Raw genomic sequence first — 21,064 nt, forward strand, 5'->3', positions numbered from 1 at the left:
TCAAAACCCTCTGCTTTCAAAACACTGAATTTCTTTCCACTTATGCTGCCTGTTTTTGTTGCATTGGTCTTTCTAATAAACAAATAACTATTTTTTCACAAAAGTTGAAATACTTAGATATAATACCTATATATACAGGTCCTGTCGAGATGAATAATCTCTCTTTGGAATAGGATGTCTTGAAATCACATTCTATACACAACACATTGATTTGTTATGGAATCTTCGACGTACTGAAAATTTTTCATCCTCATGTAAAACGTCGAAACATTATGACATTTCTCCATAAATTCATGAGAAACTAAAGAATATCCATTAAAAGTGAAAGGAATATTATGAAGATACCTCGAAAAATGCCAACAGAACACGAGCGTGTTTCAGAAACCAGCACGAAGGTTACCCCCGTATTACAAGGTGGTAAACTCGAAAGAGAAGTAAGGAAAAATAATAAAAAAAGTATTATTTCTTCTTTGTAATGATAACACCATTATATTATGCAACAATAGGATAATATATTTGAAAGTATAAAAAATGAACAAAAAGCAAAAGTGGGCCAATTCTCTTCATAGATTTCTTGGAGGGACATTAGGGCGTGTTGTTCTAAAATTGCTCATCCTTTCCTTCCTCGCTGGCATTATCATGAACTTTCTTGGCTGGACACCTGAGAGTCTTGTACAGAAAATGATAAAGTTTTTAAAATCTCTCTGGGAAACAGGCTTTATAACCCTTACAAATCTTTCTTATCTGACCATGATGGGAGCCATCATTGTTGTGCCTATTTTTCTCATCTTACGCATCCTTGAAAAAAAATAAAGAACTGAAGGTTCTTCTTCGCTAATCTTTTCGGAAAATCAAGCGACATAAGCAGCCTGTACTAATAGCCACAATCACAGCAACGATACCATAGAGCAAGCTATGCTTGTGCGCTACATGAAAAATTGTATAAGTAATTTGTGCTTTAACGATTTCAAGAGTTGTCGTTGTGCTGTCAATAAATTGCCCATTACGAAAAAGATAAGCACGAACCTGATAATGTCCAACAGGCGTATTGGCTGGCAAACGAAAATGTGCTGTGAAAAGTGCACCAGAACCAAAATGAACACCGCCCTCTTCCTCATAATAAAGATTTTTGGCTTTTTGTAATTTTATAAGCTCGTCACGAAAAATTTGTATTTTCTTTTGATCTTGTTCATCCGTCGGCAAGTATAAAGAAGATAATCCAAGCCCTAAACGTTTATAATCTTCAGCGCTTGTAATATCATCAATCTCACGCGTTGTGACCATAGAATAAAAGAGAGGAACATTTTTAAAAATAAGGGAATCTGCATTAACCCAAACACCAGCATTACGTTTCTTTTCTCGCATCACCATTGGCCGAGCTGGTCCCTCTAAGCTCACAATAATATCATAAGGATTTTGTCGAGAATATAAAGGATCGATATTTTCCAAAACACCAGCAATATACAGATCACGACCGTCGAAATGTGCATCAACTGTAATCCTATTTGTTGTTACAATAACTTGGATGGTTTCATGATCAACGGGATCAATGTACGCAGCTTTTGCGCCAATATGGGCCCAAGCAGAAAAAGAAACAACACCAAAACAACCTGCAATGATGCATAAAGAAAAGAATCTACCCATTTTTATCTCATCAAAATATCCAGAGAGAAAAGATTATCAGGGCGTATAAATAATTGAAATGCAAGACGCATACATACAATCAACACCAAAAATGCAAGAGCCATACGCAACTGTTCAGCCTTTAACTTTCGTCCAACCCGTGTTCCATATTGCGCCCCAATACTACCACCAAGCATCAACAAAAAAGCTAACACGATATCAACGGACTGATTAGTCACACTTTGCAAAACTGTGGTAAAAGAAGATACAAATGTAATCTGAAAAAGTGATGTTCCAATCACCACACTGGTTGGAACACGCAGAAGGTAAATCAATGCCGGTATCATAAAGAATCCGCCACCAATTCCCATAATAGAAGACAACAACCCAACAATGAGACCAATCGCTAAAACTGGAATAATGCTCACATAAATCATAGATGTGCGAAAACGCATTTTTAATGGCAATCGATGGATCCAATTATGTCTACCAGCAAGACGAACATGGATTTTTTGTTTCTGACGCCGACGCACCATATCGCACCAGCTTTCAATAATCATTAAACTTCCAATACTGCCAAGAAGAACCACATAAAGAAGTGAAATCATCAAATCTAATTGTCCCAATTTTTTCAAAACAGAAAAAATCTGAATCCCAATGACAGAGCCAACGCCCCCTCCAATTGCCAAAAGAATACCAAGTTTGATATCAAGAGTACGCCTTCTAAAATGTGTAATTGCTCCCGTCACAGATGATGCAATCATCTGATTAGCACCTGTTCCAACAGCAATAGCAGGAGGGACATTATAAAAAATTAATAGAGGCGTAATAAGAAAACCACCACCAATGCCAAAAAGACCTGAAAAAAAACCAGCGACGACTCCCATACCAATCAAGATCAGCATGTTGAGAGACATTTCAGCAATTGGCAAATAAATACTCACTTATAAAACCTTCAAGATAATTTGAGTTTTTTAGATAATTCGAGAGCTCCTCTCCAATAAGCCTCTTCTTCACTTGTTTTTATCGCGTATTTAAAAGGATAATTCAAAATGCCATACATACTTTCAGAAAATAAAGAATGCGCAACATATCTCATAGCACTTAACCTAATAAAAATGAAAAGAAACAGCTCCTTTGAAAAATCCATAAAAACATAACGTTATCGCTGTCATAAATGCAATGATTAAAAAACACCAAAAAAAACTTTTAAGAGAAGAAGAGAAAATCTTCTGAGGTTTCACATTTAAGGAATGCGTACAACCATCCTCAATACAAAGACCCGATACTTGAACATCAGAGTTCTTTTCTTCTCTGGTAGAATGCTCTACAAGCTCCTCAACCTCTTTTGAAAAAGGGATTATAGTGTCATTTGGCAAAGAGTTTTTATTCCCTTTTTGTAACACATTTTCAAAATTTGTTTGGCTTGCAGTTATACTGTTTTGTTTTGAACAGCTTGGTGTCTCTTGGAGCAACGAGCATTCTTCTCCCCCCTCCCCAGCCATATTAGCAAGCTTTTGCACAACAGAATCAAGTGATTTTGAACGCGCCATACGCTGTGTCACCATTGCTTCTTCTAGGCTATTCTTTTCCTTCTGCAAACTCTGAACAAGTGTTTTAATTTGCTCTAGATACTCAAAAAGTTTTTTTTCTTTTTGGCGGCGAATAGAGTGCTCAGCCAAAATTGCCCGACTAATATCATCCAAGTAAGATTTTAAACTCTCTTCGACAAAACTTTGTGTTGTTACAGAACGAGGAATATTCTTCATTTGCATTTGTGCATAAACAGAGCGTAATTTTTTAGCAATATCGGACATCGTTACTTCAGTAGAAGTTTCCATCTTCTCTTTTTGCTCCACAACAAAAGAAGAAGGATTGTCTTGCTTAACCTGCTTTATAGTCTGACTTTTCGTATTCAAAATACGCTACCCCTCACTATGTCTATAAACGCTACGCTTTATTCATTTTTTGCAGAATTGCACAAATCAGAAGACAGTATGTTCTATTTTAGTAAATAGAGCTTTAAGAATTTGCAAAAACATCTCAATGAGTATCTTTGATTTTCCTGTTCTCACGATTTAAACAGACAAAATATTCTTCCATGATAAATCACCATACGGAACGAAAAAAGGATATTTTCATTTTGTTATTCTAAGACCATTTACTCTTCTGTATTCCTTTTATTTTAAGTTCTCTTACAACTGTTTCAAAACCATCATGAAGGCATTTTCTTGAAATAAATGCGCATTGTTTTTACTTTTTATTCAAATGAAGAGGGCAATTATGAAAACGCATAAAAAAGAGATGAACAACAGTGATAAAAGACATAAGCCGACTCAAGCAAGCGTCTATAATGAGAAAAAATATAAGGAGATTTCGTTCTAAATAATTTGGTTTCTTACCATTATTACTATAAACTCGTGCTCATACAAATGAAGAGGATTATTATGAAGATAATTGTCGCTGTCAAACGTGTTGTGGATTATAACATCAAGATACGCGTCAAACCCGATGGTACAGGCGTTGATCTGTCCCATGTCAAGATGTCTATGAACCCTTTTGACGAAATTGCTGTAGAAGAAGCAATCCGGCAGAAAGAATCTGGAAAAATTTCAGAAGTTGTTCTTGTTTCAATTGGACCAGAAGCAGCACAAGAAACTTTACGCACAGGACTTGCCATGGGCGCTGACCGCGCACTGCTTATAACGACAGAACAAACTCTTGAACCCTTAGCAATTGCTAAGATTCTCAAGGTCATTGTTGATGAAGAGAAACCAGATATGGTCTTTTTGGGGAAACAAGCTATTGATGATGACAGCAATCAAACTGGACAAATGCTAGCAGCTCTTCTTGGTTGGGGACAAGCAACTTTTACCTCAAGCCTAAACCTAGAAAATGGATACGCAACTGTTATCCGTGAGGTAGACGATGGTACGCAAACTCTTTCCCTACCCCTCCCCATGGTCATGACTGCTGATTTACGCTTAAACGAACCGCGTTATACTTCGCTGCCCAATATCATGAAAGCAAAAAAGAAAAACATTGAAAAAAAAATGCTTTCTGAGCTTGGCATAGATACGCAAGCGCGCTTAACAGTCCTAAGCGTTGAAGAGCCAAAACCGCGCCAATCTGGTATTAAAGTGGCTAACGTAACAGAGCTAGTCAATGCACTAAAACAAACAAATCGCATTTAATAGTCTATAACCAATAGATTAAAAAACACATTGTATAAAAGGGCAAAAACTTATGGCAATTCTTTTATTAGCCGAACAAAATACAGAGGAAACCGCAAAAGCGCTCACCGCCGCGCGCGCAATGAGCGATGATATTGATATTTTGGTTTGTGGAACAAAGGTCCAAGTTACAGCCGAAAACAGTGCTAAACTTGCTGGTGTACGGCAAATTCTTGTTTCTGAAGCTGATTATTTAGCCCATCAACTCGCTGAACCTATAGCAAATACCATTGTCAAATATGCGAAGGATTATGATGTAATCATGGCTGCCTCTACCAGCACCGGCAAAAATGTCATGCCGCGTGTGGCTGCTCTTCTTGATGTTATGCAAATTTCAGACATTATTGCGGTTCTTGCACCTGATACCTTCAAACGCCCCATTTATGCAGGAAATGCACTTGAAACTGTACGCACCAATGATCATCAAAAGGTTATAACCGTTCGTACAGCTTCTTTCCCACCAACCCCCTTCCACAATAACACTGCTCCCATTAAGACAATAATACCAGCCCCCAATCCCAACCTTTCTTCTTTTATAGAAGCAGAAACCAATAAAAGTGACCGCCCTGATCTTACCTCAGCACGTGTTATTATATCAGGTGGGCGTGGACTTGGTTCACAAGAACAATTTATGGCACTCCTTCTCCCCCTTGCAAATAAACTAGAAGCGGCCTTAGGAGCTAGCCGCGCAGCAGTTGACGCTGGCTATGCTCCTAATGATTGGCAAATTGGACAAACCGGAAAAGTCGTTGCTCCTGAACTCTATATAGCCGTTGGCATTTCCGGTGCAATCCAGCATTTAGCCGGTATAATGGATGCGCAAATTATTGTTGCCATTAATAAAGATGCAGAAGCTCCCATCATGCAAATTGCTGATTATGCCCTTGTCGGTGATCTTCACCAAATTATTCCAGAGTTGGAGAAAGCTTTATAAGCCATGAATGTACCTTTGCATCATCAACGTGAAAATATGGAAGTTGACAGTGTGATTGTTGAAGCAGAACAAGCAGAACTTCTCTCCATAAAAACTGCCCAATATCTGCAGTTAATCTTCACCAAATTATTCCAGAGTTGGAGAAAGCTTTATAAGCCATGAATGTGCCTTTGCATCATCAACGTGAAAGTATGGAATTTGACAGTGTGATTGTTGGAGCAGAACAAGCAGAACTTCTCTCCATAAAAATTGCCCAATATCTGCAGCTAATCTTCACCAAATTATGCCAAAACCGAAGAAAGCTTTATAAGCCATGAATGTGCCTTTGCATCATCAACGTGAAAGTATGGAAGTTGACAGTGTGATTGTTGAAGCAGAACAAGCAGAACTTCTCTCCATAAAAACTGCCCAATATCTGCAGCTAATCTTCACCAAATTATGCCAAAACGGGAGAAAGCTTTATAAGCCATGAATGTGCCTTTGCATCATCAACGTGAAAGTATGGAATTTGACATAGTGATTGTTGGAGCAGGACCAGCAGGACTTTCTGCCGCAATTCGTCTAAAACAGATCAACCCCGAACTTTCTGTGACAATCGTTGAAAAAGGTACAGAAGTTGGTGCACATATTCTCTCTGGAGCAGTTGTTGACCCCATCGGCATTGATAGGCTCTTACCAGAATGGAGAAATGAACACGATCATCCCTTTAAAACGCCTGTTACCAGTGATCAGTTTTTTTTTCTAAAGCCAACACACGCTACATTATTTCCCAATATTTTTCTCCCTAAAATCTTATCAAATGATGGGTGTTACATTGTTTCACTTGGGAGTGTTTGCCGTTGGCTAAGCAAGAAAGCCGAAGCGCTTGGTGTTGAAATCTATCCTGGTTTTGCCGTATCACAAACCATAGAGAACGATAATGGAGCCATCATTGGTGTTCTTACAGGGGATATGGGACTGAATAAAGACGGAACTCCTGGGGAAAATTATATGCCTGGTATGGCTTTATTAGCAAAATATACTCTGATTGCAGAAGGGGCACGTGGTTCCCTTGCAAAACAACTGATACAGAAATTTGATCTGAGTAAAAACCGTGAACCACAAAAGTTTGGTCTCGGTCTCAAAGAGCTTTGGGAAGTTGATCCCCAAAAACATAAGCCTGGTTTAGTGCAGCATTTTTCCGGCTGGCCCTTAGACAATGACACTGGTGGTGGTGGTTTTCTTTACCACCAAGAAAACAATTTAATTTCTGTCGGTTTTGTTGTGCACTTAGATTATAAAAATCCTTATCTCTCTCCCTTCGAAGAATTTCAACGTTTCAAAACACATCCCAAACTCTATGAAATTTTCAAAAGTGCAAAACGCCTTTCCTATGGAGCACGCGTCATCAGCGAAGGTGGTTGGCAGTCTGTACCCAAACTGACCTTTCTAGGTGGAGCACTTATTGGCTGTGCTGCTGGTTTTGTCAATGTCCCTCGCATCAAAGGATCACACAATGCCATCTTATCTGGCATATTAGCAGCCGATAAAATCGCGATAGCTCTAGCACAAGGCCGCGCCCATGATGAAGTCAAAGAAATCGAAGAAGATTGGCGCAAAAGTCCCATTGGCAAAGATCTTTATAAAGTGCGCAATGCCAAACCACTCTGGGCAAAATACGGCACAAAATATGGAATCAAACTTGCCGGTTTTGATATATGGTGGCAACAGCTGTTTGGATTTTCTTTATTCAAAACGCTCTCCCATGGAAAAGCAGATTATGCATGTCTTGAGCCAGCCCCAAATTTTCAACCCATTGCTTATCCCAAACCAGACGGAATCGTAACCTTTGATCGTCTCTCCAGTATCGCACTTTCGAATACACACCATGAAGAAAACCAACCTTGCCATTTAAAAATAGCCTCATTAGAAAAACAAAAAGACTCTGAATATGCAGTCTATGGAGGACCTTCTAGCCGCTATTGCCCTGCTGCTGTTTACGAATGGCTAGAGCATAATGATTCCCCAACCTATGTTATCAATGCTTCAAACTGTATACATTGCAAAACCTGCGATATTAAAGACCCCAATCAAAATATCAATTGGACCTGTCCGCAAGGCAATGAGGGACCACTTTATCTCAATATGTAATCATTGTTCATCCTTCTCAAAGCCAGCTTTCTAATATTACGCCTGTATCATACGCACCATAAAGAAAACCAACTTTGCCATTTAACAATAGCCGCATAAGAAAAACAAAAAAACTCTGAATATGCAATCTATGGAAGACTGCTACCTGCTATTTCCCTAGTGCTATCTACAAATGGCTAGAGTCTAATGATTGCTAGGCTTATGTTATCAACGCCTTAAACTGCATACATTGCAAAAACTGCGATATGAAAGATCCCAATCAAAATATCGATTGGTCCTGGTCCCATTCACAAAGTAATGAGGAATCACTTTATCTCACTATGGAATCATTGTTCATTCTCCTAAGATGAAAATCTATAAATCTAGTCAATAAAAGCGCTTTTTCTTAGAACCCCACCCAATAGCTTTCACGCATGCGTTCTTTCACAATGTGCAATCTGTTCATCAACACTCTCACACCAGAATATTTTCAAGAACCATCATTGTTCTCATTAAAAAAATAACATATTTTCACTAACAACTTTTTATTTATAAAGAACAAAAAACGACTAAGATATTTTGACAATTCTATTGGAAAGAGGCAAACCAGCGCTCCTTTTCACTGTCTTTTAGTTTAAGCTTCACGACCTTCAAACACATCCACAACAAAATCTTTTAAGGAGATTAATACTTAACGCTTTTGCGTTTATCGTTTTGCTCTCTCCCCCTCCCTACAACACTGATTCATAGAGCTGTTTTAACAAACAATCCCAACAAAATTCCAAGCCCATCTCACAGTGCACCCCATGAAAATAGAATACAAGCAAGCTGTATGATCTGTTACCAACTCAAAATATCACATTGGCTCTTTGTGTTTGAGGGCATTTACAAAAAACATATTTTTCTCCTCCGTAAACGATTTTATCCACACATTCATCTCTCTTGTAATCGTATAAGAAAAGATTTTTTGCTTCCAAGATAAGAGAAAAGAAGTTTTTGTCTTCAGGATTGCTATGCAAGCTGCAAAGGAGAAACGACCTTCATAAAGCAATTTATACCTGTAAAAAAAATCCTAAATATCAAGCTGCTTGTCCTTAAATATAGAGCTGATAATTCTATAAGCCTGTGTTCATGAAAAATAAAAAATACACTAAACAACTCTGATGAAGATCAAAAATAAATTTTAATCAAGCATTTTAATGCGTAAAGGGAGTATTTATTTTTTGCAAAGTGATCTCAAGAGCTGTGATTAAAGCATTTTTTCCTCCTTGGCGCGAAAAACAATTTGACAAAAGTTCATTTGTTCCCCCCTTTGTTGAAAACTCTTTCTCAAGCAGCGCAAAATCAAGAGATGTAAAACAGTCTTGAGCCATAATTTTGCGCATTTCATCGGTTAAGTTTCCAAACATCATAGCAAGAAAATCTGCTGACTGCTGGTTCTTTAACCCCTGTGTCACAAACCATTGATGTGCTGTTTCTATAAAATTAAAATACACCCCCATCAGTGAACCCGCCGTCATGAAAAGATTAAATTGCTCTTCCGCATCCAAAACCAATGTACCACCCAAAGCATCAAATAAACTTCGTAAAAATGAATGATCAGGATAAATTGGTGTCAAATTTTTACATTCTGCCACAAATGGTAGTGGAACAGCACGATAAACCTTATGATTTATCCATGCCTCAACATCTGCTGCTTTTGCCATTGCCAGCACAGAAACCACAAGCTGTTCGGGACGAAAACGAAGAGAACGCAAAACCTCTTCTGCAATTTGGTTGGGCAAACAAAGAAAAACACAATCACTAACATCCAACAATGCTTGATTGTTTTCAGCAATCATAACCTTATCATAATGACATGAAAGGCGCTCTGCCATTTGTGCATTGCGAGGAGAAAGGATAACAGAAGAAACGTCAAAAGCGCTCATCATTAAACCATCGACCATGGAAGCACTAATTTTACCTGTTCCAAGAAAGCCAATTTTCATTTCTATTCCTCACACGCATCATTTCAAAGAAAACTAAAGCCAACGCTTTAACATTCTAACTCACATAAACACTAATTGAGGATGCAACACAAAGCATAGCAAGAATGATCAATACCAAATAGACTTTGGGCTTATCAAAAAGAACAGCAAAAGCAGAAAACCAACCAACAATAGCAGCCGCTAAAGCAAATAAAAAACCTGGCTTATTCATCAGCATAATATGGACTGCCATTAAACCACCTATAATCAACGCCCCAAAAACAATCAACAAACCCGTTGCAAACTTTTCATAATCATCCATATTTTGTTCCTCATAGCACTCAAATATTATGCATTTTATTTAACGCATCTGTATATGAAAACGGAAGTTCTTTCACTTACCATGGTTCAAATAATATAGAAACTCTTATTTACCAGATGTAAAAAATGCTGGAATATGCTGCGGCCAACGCCACGGTAAAATTGCAATCAGATCAAAGCGTAAACACAAAAGAGCGCGATCCTTTTGCCGTGCCAACCAAATATCGGCAGCTGCCTCAATGCGCCTTTCATTCACCCGAGAAACTGCAGCCATTGCTTCAGCTAATGTTGGACGTGCCTTGACCTCAACAATGAGCACAAGATTTCCACGCCGTGCAATTAAGTCGATTTCACCACATTTTGTTTTAAAACGCATTTCAGCAATATGAAAGCCTTTTAGTCGCAACCACCAAGCCGCCCATTTTTCTGCACGAACCCCTCGATAGAAAGACTTCTGCCTGCGCTCTTTTTGTATAGTTTTCCCCATTGTTTTACGTGTCTTTTAAAAAATTCAACCGCTGGAATAATTTTTGTTTTTTTAAGCCCGTTTTCTTTGCCACCAAAGCAGCCGCCTGAGCCGCAGAATGCACACCAGACAATTCTAACAACAGTGCATCAACTTCTTGATCATTCATCACTTGCAAAGAAGAAACTCCCTGCCCAACAAGCACAACAATTTCCCCACGAATATGCGCCTGTTTGCTGTAATTTTCCAATAAATTTCCTAAATTAGAGACATCCACCGTTTCAAACTTTTTTGTTAATTCACGACAGATTGCCGCAGGGCGATCCGCCGAAAAAAGAGCAACCATATCCTGTAAAGTATTAACAAGACGATGGGGCGATTCATAAAAAACCAATGTTGCAGGAATGGCTTTTAATTGTTCCAAACGCTTTTGGCGTTGTGCCTTTCGTGCACTCAAAAAACCTGCAAAGAAAAAACTATCGGTGGGCAGACCCGTTGCAACAAGAGCAGCTAAAAGAGCTGATGCCCCAGGAATCGGAACAGTTTTATGTCCCACTTTGCGTGCTTCTTCCACCAATCGAAATCCCGGATCAGAAATCAGCGGTGTCCCAGCATCTGACACAAGAGCCACGCTTTTATTTTCTGCCAAAGCTTTCAGTAACTTCGGTCCTGCCTTTTGTGCATTATATTCATGATAAAGAATGGTTTTTTTCTCAATACCGTAACGTTCCAACAAAACACGTGTCACCCGTGTATCCTCACAGGCGAGAATATCAACTCCTGCAAGCACTTGCAAAGCACGAAGAGTGATATCGGTAAGATTTCCGATAGGCGTTGCCACAAGATAGAGTGCTGGTTCTATAACAGGCACAGAATAAGCATGCCCACCTATAAAATATGCTTTTTCACCCATGCCCTTCTTTCATAATCAAATAATCCCCCTCCATCTGCTCTTATCAGAACCTTTCTTCGCTACCATCTATTTCAGCCAATTTTTGCTACCGCCAAAGAACCAACCATTGCAATAAATGCTGAGCTACACCAAGATTTCTTACTCCAATATTGATATTTTTATTGAATATTATAACGCATTTTGGTAACCATAATCATTCTCAATAAAATAGATCTCAATTCTCAAAACATCATATCAGCTCCAATATTTTTACGCAAAACGTCCATTTCAAGAAATCAAGAAAACAATTTCAGCCATTTCCATATCAAATGCCGACATTCCTCTGTTAAAAATAAAGTTTTCTAACTGACATCACCCGCTTTTTTTCGAGAGAACCTTATTCATCGCCATTAAAATATCCCCCAAGCAAATATGCCTCTCCCCCTAGCAGTAGTCCCCTCATCATTTTAGGATAAGTATGACCGTATCATAACATCTCATTTTGTAATATTCTCTATAGCTTTTGCAACAGCGTGATGAATACCCAGAAATTTCATATCGAAAAATACTTTTTATATCTGAACTAAAAATCTTTAACCAATTTTATTTCATCCGTAAAAATCAACGGATAATTTTATAAAAATAAACATAATTAGCCATCCCGCAATCAGTTTTCTGCTTAACATCTGAAAGATCTTCATATAACAATGGAATTGTTCATGATATTATAACTTCTGTACAAATAGCCCTTATGTTTTAAATTATTGTCTGTTAGTGAATTTAAGAAAATTTGTTTTTTATTTTCTCCACAATCGCACGATAAAGCTTAGCATGCATCTCATCGGGCTTAGCAACAAAGATTGGCACGCCATCATCTGAAGAAGATCTCAAAGCTGCATCAAGCGGCACTTCAGCTAAGAAAGGTACCCCTCGGTGCTTCGCCTCTGCCTGCGTACCACCATAACCAAAAATATCATAGCGTTTCCCCGTATCAGGAGCAATAAAATAACTCATATTCTCAATGAGTCCTAAAATAGGAACATTAATTTTTATGAACATTTCTATCGCTTTACGTGCATCAACCAAAGCCAGATCCTGAGGAGTAGAAACAATCAACGTACCCGTCAACTGCACTTGTTGAGCAAGTGTCAATTGTGCATCTCCTGTACCTGGTGGCATATCAACCACCAACACATCCAAAGTCCCCCATAAAACATCTCTGAGCAATTGCGTCACTGCCGCCATGACCATGGGACCACGCCATACCACCGGTTTTTCCTCCTCAACCAAAAAACCCATCGACATCAATTTAAGACCAAATTTTTCAAGAGGTTGAATCTTTTTCCCATCAACAAGTTGTGGTTTTTGGTTAACCAGCCCTGTCAAACGTGGCAAAGACGGACCATAGATATCCGCATCCATCAACCCGATTTTAAAACCAGAATCTTGTAAAGCTAAAGCAATATTGATCGCCATTGTCGATTTGCCAACCCCTCCCTTTCCAGAAGCCACCGCAATCACATGCCGCACACCTTCTATTGGCATTTTTACAGGCAATCCACTCATTCTGCGTTTTGATGCAGAAAAAACTGTAGCTTTCTGAATCTGAGAAGAGGTCTCCGTTTTTTTTTCTGCCGTAAGTGTGACAACAACAGATTTAACCCCCTCCATAGTACACACCACGTCTTCAGCAGCATGGCGCAACATTTCCCACTCTTGCACACGTCCATCTGGAACTGTAATAGAAAAAAATACTTTTCCATGAGCAACCAATATTTCTGAAAGAAGTCCCAGCGACACAATATTGCTTTCAGAATCCGGCACTTTGATTTTAGATAACGCGTTACGGATAGCCTCACTTGTAATAGGATTCACGCTCTTTCCTCTCTCTCATAAATGCCAAAAAACATAGTAATAAAGACCCAAAACACATCTCACTTCATCACTTGAAATTTTGCACTTTTTAAAATTGTAAACTATAAATATCGTGAAGATTATCTCCTTACAAAAGGCAAAACCAACTTCATAGAAAAATGTACACGTGAAATTTTAGATAAAATCCCAGTAAATCTGTTTTTCGTACAATCACATCAAGAACTTTACAAGCGCCTTTAAAAGCTCAAACGAAGCAAACTTTTTATAAAACAAACACACTCTACTACTATCATACAATAACAAATCGCGATTCTCTCTTACTCCTTTGACCAGTATTCACTTATGTAAAAGTACTGGAAATTAAGGTATTGTAAGCAATCATTATTTCCCTTAAATTTGAAACTATTATGAACAAAATACATATCCACCATAGAATTTTGATATTTTTTTAAGAGAGAAAAAATAATCTAAGATTGACTTTTTTTATGTTTTTCCTTATGGATAAGCTCTCGTATGAGAGGATGAGACTATATTCATCTAGTGCATAGTTGCCATAGAATATTGCCATAAAATTAAGAAGGGCCGCACTCCGCGGTATTGAAATAAATGAAACGTACTTATCAACCATCTAAACTTGTCCGGAAACGCCGCCATGGATTTCGTGCACGTATGGCAACAGCTGGTGGCCGTAAAGTGATTGCCGCAAGGCGTGCTCGTGGACGTAAGCGTCTATCCGCTTAACCATTTAAATTTTCACAATAATTGGATATTGTTCATCATCTTAACCGTTGTGAAATTTTCGTTATGAACCTCCGATGCCTGCAAAAACAGGCATTTGGTAAAATTGCGAAACGTTTTTTATGAAGAAAAAACATCCATGCCGTCTTCGTAAGAGAGCAGATTTTTTAGCTGCCCGCACAGGCGAGAAACGACGTGGTCCTTTATTTTTGCTTGAAGTGAAATCCCATACACAAGCAGCAGAAACAAAAACGCCTCTTGTTGCGCGTGTAGGTTTCACAGTTACACGCAAAAATGGTAATGCTGTTAAACGCAATCGTATTAAAAGACGTTTGCGTGAAGCTGTAAGAATTGGTTTAACAAATAACATGGAAGCAGGAACAGACTATGTCATTATTGCGCGCCCTGATGCGCTTCATGCGCCTTTTACATCTTTGATCCGTGAATTAAATCGACGAATAAAACCAAAAACACAACATCAGCAACGACAACAGGGATATACGAATGGAATATAACCGGAATTTCTTTATCGCCATTGGATTGTCTTTCATAGTGCTTATCGCATGGCAATTTCTTTATGTTATTCCCAAACAGGCTGAGTTACAAAAACAACAAATAATTGCCCAGCAGTTGTCAAAACAACAATCAGTGCTTTCTACGCCTACTAAAAATTTTTCTGATCCTGCATCAACGCATCAATCTTCCCCCATGATTGATCAGCCAATGACTTCTGAATTGCGCAATGATGTGTTAGCTAAAACAAACCGTATTCCTATTAAAACCAGCGAACTTGAAGGCTCCATTAATCTTGTTGGTGCACAATTTGATGATCTCCTTCTCAAAAAATATCGCCTAACGGTCGATAAAAAATCACCAGAAATTGCTTTACTAAATCCCAAAGGATTCACAAAGACCTACCTTGCTGAATTTGGTTTTACCAGTTCATCTTTGCCAGCAGGAGCCTTACCACAATCCGATACACAATGGCAAATAGAGGGCAACAATACGACCCTAACCCCTTCAACACCTGTTACTTTAATTTATAATAATGGACAGGGACAAATCTTCCGCCGTATGATTTCTATTGACGATCATTACATGTTTACCATTGTGGATTCTATCAGCAATGAAGGGGATAAACCAATATATCTCTCATCCTATGCGCGTGTTGCACGCGCAGCTCCACCAGAACATACAAATGCAACCTATTTGCTTCATGAAGGTATGATAGCTATTGCAGGTGATACACTTAAAACTGAGAAATACAAAGCCTTAACTGAGCTTGATCCAAATCCTCATAATGGTCAAAAAAGTATATCTTTCTCTAAAGTAACAGGAGGTTGGATCGGTATTACCGATAAATATTGGGCTGTAGCAGTTATTCCACCACAAGATAAAGAATATACAAGCCGCTTTATTTATTTTGATCGCTTGCAAACACATTATCAATCTGACTTGCTAGGGTCCCTTTTAACGATTGCCCCCAATGAAACAAAAACCATTACAAATCATCTTTTTGCTGGTGCGAAACAAGTTGAAATCATTAATCATTACCAGAATGATTTAAAAATTAGAAAATTTGCGCTCTTAATCGATTGGGGTTGGTTTGATTTCATTACTAAACCGATGTTTTCTCTCATTGACATTCTTTATAAACAAACAGGAAATTTTGGCATCGCCATTCTTCTTGTCACAGTGCTGTTAAAAACGCTTCTCTTCCCGCTGGCGAATAAGTCTTACAAATCTATGGCACGCATGAAGCTTATACAACCTTTGCTATTGGAAATAAAAGAAAAGTACCCAGATGATAAAACCAAACAGCAACAAGCGATAATAGAGCTGTATAAAACTGAGAAAATTAATCCTCTTGCTGGCTGTTGGCCGATGTTGGTTCAATTTCCAATCTTCTTTGCGCTCTATAAAGTTCTGTATATTACCATCGAAATGCGGCATGCACCTTTCTTTGGCTGGATTAAAGATTTAGCAGCGCCCGATCCAACTTCTATTTTTAATCTGTTTGGCTTCTTGCCCTACACGACTCCAAGCTTTCTTATGATTGGTGCATGGCCTTTGATTATGGGAATAACAATGTTTTTACAAATGCGTATGAATCCATCCCCTCAAGACCAAACACAAGCAATAATCTTTGCATGGATGCCGGTTATCTTTACTTTTATGCTCGCCTCCTTCCCCGTTGGTCTTGTTATCTATTGGGCATGGAATAATATATTGTCAATAATTCAACAAGGTATCATGATGAAACGCCAAGGAGTCAAAATTGAGCTTTTCGATAATCTTAAAGCTATGTGGAGGAAATCACCCAAAAAAGAAGTGCGTAAATGACAAGAGATTCTTGCCTTTCTGGAATTTTTTCTCGCAATTGGATTTTTATTCGTGGTGTGCCAAAAATAAGCTTTCTTCCTCCCGAAGGACCACCGGAGATCGCCTTTGCAGGGCGTTCCAATGTCGGAAAATCGTCTTTAATCAACGCACTTGTCCAACAAAAAAGCTTAGCCCGCACCTCAAATACACCAGGACGTACACAAGAACTCAATTACTTTGTACCCGATGGTTTCAGTGGACAAGGAGAGGACCTCCCTCCTCTAGCACTGGTAGATATGCCAGGATATGGTTTTGCTGAAGCGCCTAAAAATTTGGTTGATGCATGGACAAATTTAATCTTTCGCTATTTACAGGGACGTACAACACTAAAACGTGTTTATCTGTTGATTGATTCACGCCATGGCATCAAAAAGAATGATGCAGATGTTCTAGATCTCCTTGATAAAGCCGCTGTTTCTTATCAAATTGTTTTCACGAAAAGTGACAAAATAAAATCAAGCGACCTTGAAAAACTAATAATAACCACAAAAACAAAGCTGCTCAAACGCCCAGCAGCTTACCCTGAACTTCTTGTAACATCTTCAGAAAAAGCATTTGGTTTGGAGGAATTACGTGCAGCCATTTTACAAACCATAACAGTATAGAAAATATTGCTGTTTTTTAAGAATTTATTAAACATAATTGCGGGCTTCTACTAATAATCTTGTACTTCTAGTAAAGCAGCTTTATAAAAATTCTTATTACTTGAAAGAATTCTCATCAACTCTATCTGATATTGTAGATTATGCTGACACTTTTTCATTCTCCTCTTTCTTCTGCCTCCCGTTTTATACGCCTTATTCTTGGAGAATATGGTGTAACCACGCAACTCATTGAAGAACATGAATGGGCCAGAAGACATGAATTTCTCGCACTCAATCCAGCAGGTCATGTGCCCGTTCTTCTTGATGAACATGAAGTTCCATTATCAGGCGCCATTGTTATCTATGAATATTTAGATGAAACGCATGGTAGTTTACGACAAGAGAATAAATTCTTTCCAGAAAATCCTTTAGGTCGTGCCGAAGTCCGTCGTCTCAATGACTGGTTTTTAAATAAATTTGAAACCGAAGCCACACGCCATATTGTACGAGAAAGGATCTATAAACGTGAAATGCCACTAGCCATTGGCGGTGGTGCTCCCAATTCTCAAATTTTACGCAATGCACGTGCCAATATTGCACCCCATATGAACTATCTCAATTGGCTCTGTGCATCTCGCGACTGGTTAGTCGGCTCTGAATTATCCTATGCAGATCTCGCAGCAGCAGCTGCTGTTTCTGTCCTTGATTTTCTAGGAGAAATTGACTGGGAACCAGTTCCTGCAGCCAAAGACTGGTATATGCGGATTAAATCGCGACCTTCTTTTCGCTCTCTTTTAACAGACCGCATTCGAGGAATTGTAGCAAGTCCTCATTATACGGACCTTGATTTCTAAACACTTTTTCCAGCAAGTGAAAACAATATTCTACTTCAAAGATCATAGAGCTCTACATCAATAAAACCTTACCATTTTATAGAGTCTATAATGATAAATTGATACATAAAAATGATTATTGTTAATAACTTACATGAGAGCTCAAAATAAAAATATTCTCTCATTTGAGCTCTATTTGCTAATGGATAAAAAGGGGGGGATTGCACACCATAAATGAGAAAAACCTATGAATAAAATCATTTAAAAGAAGAGTTAAAGTTCCCATATTTAAAGACAAGAGCCGTAGTATCCGGAAAGCACACAAATAAAATAACAATATCGACACATGTCTTTTGCCAAAGATCTTGTAAAATAAACGATTGCTTAACATCCACATGATTCACTCTATAATAAAAGCAAAAATATTTTTTATCATGCGTCTCTCTCAACAAACAATCTTTTCATAAAGCTCAAGAAGCGTAATTTCTCCTTAGGAGGAAAAAGAACCATTGGAAAGAGGAGAAGAATTTGCCTATACTACAAGAAGTAAAGTGTCATAAGGAGAAAAAGATGCGCCTTACAGTTGTTGGTGCCAATGGAAGAATGGGACGCGAACTCATCACCGCTATCCAGAAGAGAAAAGATGTAGAGCTTTGTGCGGTGCTTGTGCGCACAGGATCACCTTTCGTCAATAAAGATGCGAGTATATTGATTGGTTCCGATGTTCTTGGTATTTACATCACCGATGATCTTGAAAGTGCCTTTTCTAATACGGAAGGTATTTTAGATTTTTCTCAGCCGCAAGCTAGTGTTCTTTACGCCAACTATGCAGCTCAAAAAGGACTTGTGCATATTATCGGGACAACCGGATTTAATAAAACAGAAGAAGGACAAATTGCAGATTTTGCAAAAGATACAACTATTGTCAAATCTGGAAATATGAGTCTTGGCGTCAATCTGTTAGCGAACCTTGTAAAAAAAGCAGCCAAAGCATTAGAAGCGGATGATTTTGATATTGAAATTTATGAGATGCATCACGCTAACAAAGTTGATGCTCCTTCTGGAACAGCTCTTCTTCTTGGGCAAGCAGCCGCCGAAGGTCGCAATGTTATGCTCAAAAATGTAAGTGTTAGCGGACGCAGTGGTCATACCGGTAAACGTGAAAAAGGCACTATCGGCTTTTCTTGTTCGCGAGGTGGAACTGTTGTTGGCGACCATAGTGTCATTTTCGCTGGTGCAAATGAGCGTATTGTTCTTTCACATGCAGCACAAGAACGCTCTATTTTTGCTAATGGTGCCTTAAAAGCAGCTTTATGGGCAAAGAACCACAAAAATGGTCTTTATTCAATGCTTGATGTTTTAGGATTGAATGATGAATTATAAACAGTCAATATAATGCAGGAAATTTATAATGGGACGCACACTTGTACTCATCCGTCATGGACAAAGTGAATGGAATCTCAAAAATCTTTTTACCGGTTGGAAAGACCCCGATTTAACAGAAAAAGGCTGTACAGAAGCAATAACAGCAGGAAAAAAACTTAAAGACGCTGGTTTAAAATTTGATATTGCTTATACATCTTCCCTACAGCGTGCACAAAAAACAGCACGCTACATCTTAGAACAAATGGGACAAGAAAATTTAGAACTGATAAAAAACCCCGCATTAAATGAACGTAATTATGGTGATCTCTCTGGTTTAAATAAAGATAAAGTACGCCAACAATGGGGAGAAGAACAAGTACAAATATGGCGTCGCTCCTATACGATTGCCCCCCCAAACGGAGAAAGCCTACGCGATACTAGTGCACGCGTTTTGCTCTATTACCTCTACCATATCCAACCTCATATTTTGCGTTCTCAAACTGTTTTGGTGGCAGCACACGGTAATTCTCTTCGTGCTCTAATAATGGCACTTGAAGGTTTAAGCAGTGAAGAAATCATCTCTCAAGAACTAGCAACTGGCATTCCTATCGTTTATACATTAAATCCTGACTCAACAATCGCCTCAAAGACAATCATCACTCCTTAGCTTCCTAAAATCTTAGTGATCACAAGGAGTTCAACCCAATCATTTTAAGCTGAGATATAAATTCTTGGACTTTTTCCTTACCCTAAAAGACAAAAACTCTTATCCCCTGTTAACCTGTCATTAGATTGGTTTTTCTTGGTAATTTCCATTGCCAAGCACTTATATGATTGATTTCACAGTCCCTACGCATAAGTTCTGCCCTAAACATTTTTTCAATTTTATCTCTTCCACATTTGATAAGTACAAAAGAAAACAAAAAGAGACATCAACAACATTATACCTTTATAAGAGACAATATATTATTGTTCATGAGAATGAGAAACCCGAAGCTCCCAAGTTTATCTTATTCCAAACCTGTTCCATGTTGAATCAATCAAACTCATTCGCTTTTACGTTGCAAGTAAGATTGGCGTGTAGATAAAACATTCAAGAAAGGAGTAAAAATGCCTCTCATGAACTGTCTTAAGGCAAGAACTGTGGCAACATTTTGAGCTAGCAAAGAGTATGATGGTGCCGATAAGCATAAAGAACAAAGTGCTCAAGAATTGCGTGAAGAAGAGGAGCGTAACAGTTTCTTTACTCCCATAATCATGAAATGCAAATAGATTACGGTTCTGTGCTCGGTGTGCAGGCAACGCTCACAAATGATTGAAAAACAGAGAACACACGTTACGCCTTGGGGAAAATATAGATACAATGGTTCAGAAGAGAGAGAAAAATAATTTAAAAGAATCAAAGGAACAAAATTTCCAAACCTTTTTATAACTTATTAACTTCATTGAAAATGGCGGAGAGGAAGAGATTCGAACTCTCGAGAGCCTTTTGAGCCCTACTCCCTTAGCAGGGGAGCGCCTTCGACCACTCGGCCACCTCTCCAAGGAAGTGCATAAATGGTATCAACTGAAAGTTCAAGACATTTTCGATTTTTTTCAAAAATATCTAAAGTTTTTCTTTTTATTGATGATATCGGATAAAAAATTACCAAAATGCATATGTGCCTTTTTTGCCACATTGTCTTGAATAGTACATCAATACCCTTCAAAAAGTTAATTTCATATTTGTATATTGAAAAAAG

22 protein-coding genes and 1 tRNA gene are annotated in these 21,064 nt (G+C 38.4%); 14 read left to right on the forward strand and 9 right to left on the reverse strand.

Translation table 11 applies throughout. The features are described 5' to 3' along the window. Positions 1-335 precede the first annotated feature (335 nt). Both PVV69_RS05655 and PVV69_RS05660 read left to right on the forward strand, forming a co-directional pair. Positions 336-476: a hypothetical protein gene (locus PVV69_RS05655; RefSeq protein ID WP_273720962.1), complete on the forward strand. Its 141-nt coding sequence runs from the start codon at positions 336-338 to the stop codon at positions 474-476. A gap of 55 nt (positions 477-531) precedes the next feature. Beyond that, positions 532-813, forward strand: coding sequence for a DUF6460 domain-containing protein (locus PVV69_RS05660; protein WP_273720961.1), 282 nt, complete (start codon positions 532-534; stop codon positions 811-813). Between the two features lie 21 nt (positions 814-834). Here PVV69_RS05660 and PVV69_RS05665 read toward each other — a convergent pair whose 3' ends face one another. The 3 genes from PVV69_RS05665 to PVV69_RS05675 form a co-directional block, all read right to left on the reverse strand. Further along, the gene (locus PVV69_RS05665) at positions 835-1,644 is read right to left on the reverse strand and encodes a TIGR02186 family protein (RefSeq protein WP_273756791.1); all 810 of its coding nucleotides are present in this window, start codon (positions 1,642-1,644) and stop codon (positions 835-837) included. 2 nt (positions 1,645-1,646) lie between these two features. Then, a complete protein-coding gene (locus PVV69_RS05670; protein ID WP_273756792.1) occupies positions 1,647-2,567 on the reverse strand; it encodes a sulfite exporter TauE/SafE family protein in 921 nt (306 codons plus the stop codon). 165 nt (positions 2,568-2,732) lie between these two features. Further along, positions 2,733-3,542: a hypothetical protein gene (locus tag PVV69_RS05675; RefSeq protein WP_273756793.1), complete on the reverse strand. Its 810-nt coding sequence runs from the start codon at positions 3,540-3,542 to the stop codon at positions 2,733-2,735. Positions 3,543-4,070: 528 nt separating this feature from the next. On the opposite strand from PVV69_RS05675, the gene PVV69_RS05680 reads away from it, so the two are divergent. The 5 genes from PVV69_RS05680 (at position 4,071) to PVV69_RS10060 (ending at position 8,270) form a co-directional block, all read left to right on the forward strand. Beyond that, positions 4,071-4,817, forward strand: a complete 747-nt coding sequence (locus PVV69_RS05680; RefSeq protein WP_273756794.1) for an electron transfer flavoprotein subunit beta/FixA family protein — start codon at positions 4,071-4,073, stop codon at positions 4,815-4,817. Between the two features lie 52 nt (positions 4,818-4,869). Continuing rightward, a complete protein-coding gene (locus PVV69_RS05685; RefSeq protein WP_273756795.1) occupies positions 4,870-5,790 on the forward strand; it encodes an electron transfer flavoprotein subunit alpha/FixB family protein in 921 nt (306 codons plus the stop codon). Between the two features lie 3 nt (positions 5,791-5,793). Next, positions 5,794-5,952, forward strand: coding sequence for a hypothetical protein (locus PVV69_RS05690; RefSeq protein WP_273756796.1), 159 nt, complete (start codon positions 5,794-5,796; stop codon positions 5,950-5,952). A gap of 306 nt (positions 5,953-6,258) precedes the next feature. Continuing rightward, positions 6,259-7,920 (forward strand): electron transfer flavoprotein-ubiquinone oxidoreductase, encoded by a 1,662-nt coding sequence (locus tag PVV69_RS05695; RefSeq protein ID WP_273756797.1) that lies wholly within the window; start codon positions 6,259-6,261, stop codon positions 7,918-7,920. Positions 7,921-8,144: 224 nt separating this feature from the next. Continuing rightward, on the forward strand, positions 8,145-8,270 hold the full coding sequence (locus PVV69_RS10060; protein WP_404978373.1) for a 4Fe-4S dicluster domain-containing protein: 126 nt from the start codon (positions 8,145-8,147) through the stop codon (positions 8,268-8,270). Between the two features lie 825 nt (positions 8,271-9,095). Here PVV69_RS10060 and PVV69_RS05705 read toward each other — a convergent pair. The 5 genes from PVV69_RS05705 to PVV69_RS05725 all read right to left on the reverse strand — a co-directional run bounded on the left by PVV69_RS05705 (position 9,096) and on the right by PVV69_RS05725 (position 13,420). Next, entirely contained in the window at positions 9,096-9,887 is a 792-nt protein-coding gene (locus PVV69_RS05705; RefSeq protein WP_273756798.1) for a pyrroline-5-carboxylate reductase, read from the reverse strand. 55 nt (positions 9,888-9,942) lie between these two features. After that, entirely contained in the window at positions 9,943-10,188 is a 246-nt protein-coding gene (locus tag PVV69_RS05710; RefSeq protein ID WP_273756800.1) for a hypothetical protein, read from the reverse strand. 105 nt (positions 10,189-10,293) lie between these two features. Continuing rightward, positions 10,294-10,662, reverse strand: coding sequence for a YraN family protein (locus PVV69_RS05715; RefSeq protein WP_273756807.1), 369 nt, complete (start codon positions 10,660-10,662; stop codon positions 10,294-10,296). Positions 10,663-10,678: 16 nt separating this feature from the next. Continuing rightward, positions 10,679-11,566: a 16S rRNA (cytidine(1402)-2'-O)-methyltransferase gene (gene rsmI, locus PVV69_RS05720; RefSeq protein WP_273756801.1), complete on the reverse strand. Its 888-nt coding sequence runs from the start codon at positions 11,564-11,566 to the stop codon at positions 10,679-10,681. A gap of 759 nt (positions 11,567-12,325) precedes the next feature. Further along, positions 12,326-13,420, reverse strand: a complete 1,095-nt coding sequence (locus PVV69_RS05725; RefSeq protein WP_273756802.1) for an Mrp/NBP35 family ATP-binding protein — start codon at positions 13,418-13,420, stop codon at positions 12,326-12,328. A gap of 606 nt (positions 13,421-14,026) precedes the next feature. On the opposite strand from PVV69_RS05725, the gene rpmH reads away from it, so the two are divergent. The 7 genes from rpmH (at position 14,027) to PVV69_RS05760 (ending at position 19,989) form a co-directional block, all read left to right on the forward strand. Further along, on the forward strand, positions 14,027-14,161 hold the full coding sequence (gene rpmH, locus PVV69_RS05730) for a 50S ribosomal protein L34 (protein WP_005864709.1): 135 nt from the start codon (positions 14,027-14,029) through the stop codon (positions 14,159-14,161). Between the two features lie 119 nt (positions 14,162-14,280). Continuing rightward, positions 14,281-14,673, forward strand: a complete 393-nt coding sequence (gene rnpA, locus PVV69_RS05735) for a ribonuclease P protein component (protein ID WP_273720948.1) — start codon at positions 14,281-14,283, stop codon at positions 14,671-14,673. Further along, positions 14,663-16,501: a membrane protein insertase YidC gene (gene yidC, locus PVV69_RS05740; RefSeq protein ID WP_273756803.1), complete on the forward strand. Its 1,839-nt coding sequence runs from the start codon at positions 14,663-14,665 to the stop codon at positions 16,499-16,501. Before rnpA ends, yidC begins: the two co-directional genes overlap by 11 nt. Continuing rightward, the gene (gene yihA / locus PVV69_RS05745; protein ID WP_273720946.1) at positions 16,498-17,145 is read left to right on the forward strand and encodes a ribosome biogenesis GTP-binding protein YihA/YsxC; all 648 of its coding nucleotides are present in this window, start codon (positions 16,498-16,500) and stop codon (positions 17,143-17,145) included. Before yidC ends, yihA begins: the two co-directional genes overlap by 4 nt. Positions 17,146-17,285: 140 nt before the next feature. Continuing rightward, positions 17,286-17,978, forward strand: coding sequence for a glutathione S-transferase family protein (locus tag PVV69_RS05750; protein ID WP_273720945.1), 693 nt, complete (start codon positions 17,286-17,288; stop codon positions 17,976-17,978). A gap of 549 nt (positions 17,979-18,527) precedes the next feature. Next, complete coding sequence (gene dapB, locus PVV69_RS05755; RefSeq protein WP_273720944.1) at positions 18,528-19,340, forward strand: 4-hydroxy-tetrahydrodipicolinate reductase; 813 nt, start codon at positions 18,528-18,530, stop codon at positions 19,338-19,340. Between the two features lie 28 nt (positions 19,341-19,368). Beyond that, on the forward strand, positions 19,369-19,989 hold the full coding sequence (locus PVV69_RS05760) for a 2,3-bisphosphoglycerate-dependent phosphoglycerate mutase (protein ID WP_273756804.1): 621 nt from the start codon (positions 19,369-19,371) through the stop codon (positions 19,987-19,989). A gap of 785 nt (positions 19,990-20,774) precedes the next feature. On the opposite strand, the gene PVV69_RS05765 is transcribed toward PVV69_RS05760, so the two are convergent. Beyond that, positions 20,775-20,865 (reverse strand) — tRNA-Ser (locus PVV69_RS05765). Between the last annotated feature and the right edge of the window lie 199 nt (positions 20,866-21,064).

This window comes from Bartonella sp. MM73XJBT, from assembly GCF_028618465.1.
Classification (GTDB): domain Bacteria; phylum Pseudomonadota; class Alphaproteobacteria; order Rhizobiales; family Rhizobiaceae; genus Bartonella.

Bases quoted from the DNA above. Each gene is read 5' to 3' on its own strand.
- PVV69_RS05655 (WP_273720962.1), top strand. From the start codon at position 336: ATGAAGATACCTCGAAAAATGCCAACAGAACACGAGCGTGTTTCAGAA.
- PVV69_RS05660 (WP_273720961.1), top strand. From the start codon at position 532: ATGAACAAAAAGCAAAAGTGGGCCAATTCTCTTCATAGATTTCTTGGA.
- PVV69_RS05665 (WP_273756791.1), bottom strand. From the start codon at position 1,644: ATGGGTAGATTCTTTTCTTTATGCATCATTGCAGGTTGTTTTGGTGTT.
- PVV69_RS05680 (WP_273756794.1), top strand. From the start codon at position 4,071: ATGAAGATAATTGTCGCTGTCAAACGTGTTGTGGATTATAACATCAAG.
- PVV69_RS05685 (WP_273756795.1), top strand. From the start codon at position 4,870: ATGGCAATTCTTTTATTAGCCGAACAAAATACAGAGGAAACCGCAAAA.
- PVV69_RS05690 (WP_273756796.1), top strand. From the start codon at position 5,794: ATGAATGTACCTTTGCATCATCAACGTGAAAATATGGAAGTTGACAGT.
- PVV69_RS05695 (WP_273756797.1), top strand. From the start codon at position 6,259: ATGAATGTGCCTTTGCATCATCAACGTGAAAGTATGGAATTTGACATA.
- PVV69_RS05705 (WP_273756798.1), bottom strand. From the start codon at position 9,887: ATGAAAATTGGCTTTCTTGGAACAGGTAAAATTAGTGCTTCCATGGTC.
- PVV69_RS05710 (WP_273756800.1), bottom strand. From the start codon at position 10,188: ATGGATGATTATGAAAAGTTTGCAACGGGTTTGTTGATTGTTTTTGGG.
- rsmI (WP_273756801.1), bottom strand. From the start codon at position 11,566: ATGGGTGAAAAAGCATATTTTATAGGTGGGCATGCTTATTCTGTGCCT.
- rpmH (WP_005864709.1), top strand. From the start codon at position 14,027: ATGAAACGTACTTATCAACCATCTAAACTTGTCCGGAAACGCCGCCAT.
- rnpA (WP_273720948.1), top strand. From the start codon at position 14,281: ATGAAGAAAAAACATCCATGCCGTCTTCGTAAGAGAGCAGATTTTTTA.
- yidC (WP_273756803.1), top strand. From the start codon at position 14,663: ATGGAATATAACCGGAATTTCTTTATCGCCATTGGATTGTCTTTCATA.
- yihA (WP_273720946.1), top strand. From the start codon at position 16,498: ATGACAAGAGATTCTTGCCTTTCTGGAATTTTTTCTCGCAATTGGATT.
- PVV69_RS05750 (WP_273720945.1), top strand. From the start codon at position 17,286: ATGCTGACACTTTTTCATTCTCCTCTTTCTTCTGCCTCCCGTTTTATA.
- dapB (WP_273720944.1), top strand. From the start codon at position 18,528: ATGCGCCTTACAGTTGTTGGTGCCAATGGAAGAATGGGACGCGAACTC.
- PVV69_RS05760 (WP_273756804.1), top strand. From the start codon at position 19,369: ATGGGACGCACACTTGTACTCATCCGTCATGGACAAAGTGAATGGAAT.